We start from the raw sequence: 2079 nt of genomic DNA, 5'->3' as shown, positions 1-2079 counted from the left end.
CCCCTAAACACACCCCAACAACACCACACTCTCCCCCCCCCCCCCCTCTCCCTTTGTGCCGCCGGCCCCCCCCGCTCCCCCCCCGCCGCCGCCCGCCCGCAACCCCCCCCCGGCCCCGCGCCCGGCGGTCCCCTCCGGCGCACGCCCGGTGATCTTCCGGGGCACGCCCGGCGGCTCCCTACGATGAGCGCATGAGCAGGAAGGTCGAGCAGGGCGACGCGACACGCCGGCGGCTCGTGGACACGGCCGTCGCCCTGTTCACCGAGCACGGCTTCGCCGGGACGTCCACGACGGCGGTGGTGCGGGCGGCGGGGGTCACGCGCGGCGCGCTGTACCACCACTTCGCCGACAAGGAGAGCCTGTTCGAGGCGGCCTACCGGCAGGTCCAGCAGGAGGTCGCGGACCGCTGCGCCGCCGCCGCGCTGGCCGCCCCCCGGACGCCCGCGGACCGGCTCCGCGCGGGGATGGCCGCCTACCTGGACGCCTGCCTGGAGCCGCACGTCCAGCGCGTCCTGCTGCGGGAGGGACCGCTCGTCCTCGGCTGGGAGCGGTCGGTCGCCTTCGACGACCCGTACTGCGCGCGCCGGCAGCTGCGCGACGGGCTGCGGGAGGCCGAGCGGCTGGGACTCGTCCCGGCCGGACGCGCCGAACCCCTGGCCCACCTGGTGTTCGGCGCGGCCAACCAGGCCGGGGTGGTGATCGCCGCCGCGCCCGACCCCGCCGCCGCCCGCGCGGAGACCGGCGCGGCCATGGACGACCTGATCGCCCGCCTGCTCACCCCGTGAGCCCATGCACCCCGGACGGGCCCCGGACCCCGTCCGCCCCGGGACGTACGGGGAGCTGACCGGGGGCGCGACTTCCGCCGTTCACCTGGCCGTCCTATGCTCCTGGGCAGTTCGTGTGCTTCTGTGACCGGTCTGCGGGCGCGGAGGACGGCCTACGGGGAGGCCAGATGGGAACACGTCCGAGCTCGCGCGGAATCGGGGCCGCGCTCGCCGCCGCCGCACTGACGGCGTCGGCGGCGGCGGGCTGCGGTTCGAGTGGGGCGAGGGCTCAGACGCCGTCCGCCCCGCCCACGACGCCCGCACCGGCGGCGCCCGCCGGACGCACCCGGCCGCCCGTCCTGATGCCCGGCGGCCCGAAGGCGCACTTCACGTTCTCGCACCGGACGTCCGGCGGGCCGGTCATGGTGACGACGCTGAAGGGCGCGAAGTCCGGCGTCACCGGCAAGGTCTGGGTGTGGCTCCCGCCGGAGTACAAGGACCCGCGCTACGCCCGCAGCGGCTTCCCCGTGCTGATGCTCTACACGGGCAACACCGGCGTGAACTACAACTTCTGGGCGCACGAGGAGGTCGAGCCGATCCAGCGGACCGCCGTCCGGATGGAGAAGCGGCACAAGGCCCACCCGTTCATCATGGTCATGCCGGTGCTCCAGATGTCCACGCGGCAGGACACCGAGTGCAGCGACATCCCGGGCATGCCGAAGATGGGCACCTTCCTCGGCGACGACGTCTACGACATGGTCAAGGCGAACTTCCGGACGCTGCCCGGTCGCGACGGCTGGGGCCTCGGGGGCGCGTCGTCCGGGGCGTTCTGCGCCGTGAAGCTGGCCCTGCAGCACCCCGGCCGGTACCGCGCGGCGATGTCGTGGGCCGGGTACTTCGTGCCCGAACCGCAGGCCGGACCGCGCTGGACGGCACGCCAGATGCGCGACAACAGCCCGGCGGAGATGGTCCGGAAGCACCCGGACGTGCGGCTGTTCCTGCTCGCGGGCGACCGCAAGCTGTTCCGCTCGGACAAGGAGCGGATCGTGGCGTTCCAGCGGCTCGTCCAGCCGCCGACGACCGTCCAGGTGCGGATCCAGAAGAACGGCGGGCACTACACCGCCGACCTCCAGAAACTGCTGCCGGACATCCTCGCCTGGTTCACCAAGACCCTGCCTGGCCCGGTCCCCGGGAGCTGAGCGCGGGGCGGCCTCACACCGTCACAGGTCGCGGGTCGCGTCCTCGTAGCGGCGGATGGTCTCGACGAAGACGCGGCGCTCGGCCGGGGTGAGGGGTTCGAGGGCCGTGCGCCAGG

2 protein-coding genes are annotated in these 2079 nt (G+C 74.4%); both read left to right on the top strand.

What is annotated here, in order from left to right; genetic code table 11:
* Positions 1 to 191: 191 nt before the first annotated feature.
* Positions 192 to 785: a TetR/AcrR family transcriptional regulator gene (locus AB0J52_RS37750; protein ID WP_500187774.1), complete on the top strand. Its 594-nt coding sequence runs from the start codon at positions 192 to 194 to the stop codon at positions 783 to 785.
* 167 nt (positions 786 to 952) lie between these two features.
* Positions 953 to 1963 carry an alpha/beta hydrolase gene (locus AB0J52_RS37745; RefSeq protein WP_500187773.1) on the top strand — a complete coding sequence of 337 codons (1011 nt, stop codon included), beginning with the start codon at positions 953 to 955 and terminating at the stop codon, positions 1961 to 1963.
* Positions 1964 to 2079 lie beyond the last annotated feature (116 nt).

The sequence above is a fragment of the Spirillospora sp. NPDC049652 genome, assembly GCF_040675125.1.
Lineage (GTDB): Bacteria > Actinomycetota > Actinomycetes > Streptosporangiales > Streptosporangiaceae > Spirillospora.
This window is presented reverse-complemented; position numbering and strand designations above follow the sequence as displayed.

Coding starts and splice junctions, on each gene's coding strand:
- AB0J52_RS37745 (WP_500187773.1), top strand. CDS start 953: ATGGGAACACGTCCGAGCTCGCGCGGAATCGGGGCCGCGCTCGCCGCC.
- AB0J52_RS37750 (WP_500187774.1), top strand. CDS start 192: ATGAGCAGGAAGGTCGAGCAGGGCGACGCGACACGCCGGCGGCTCGTG.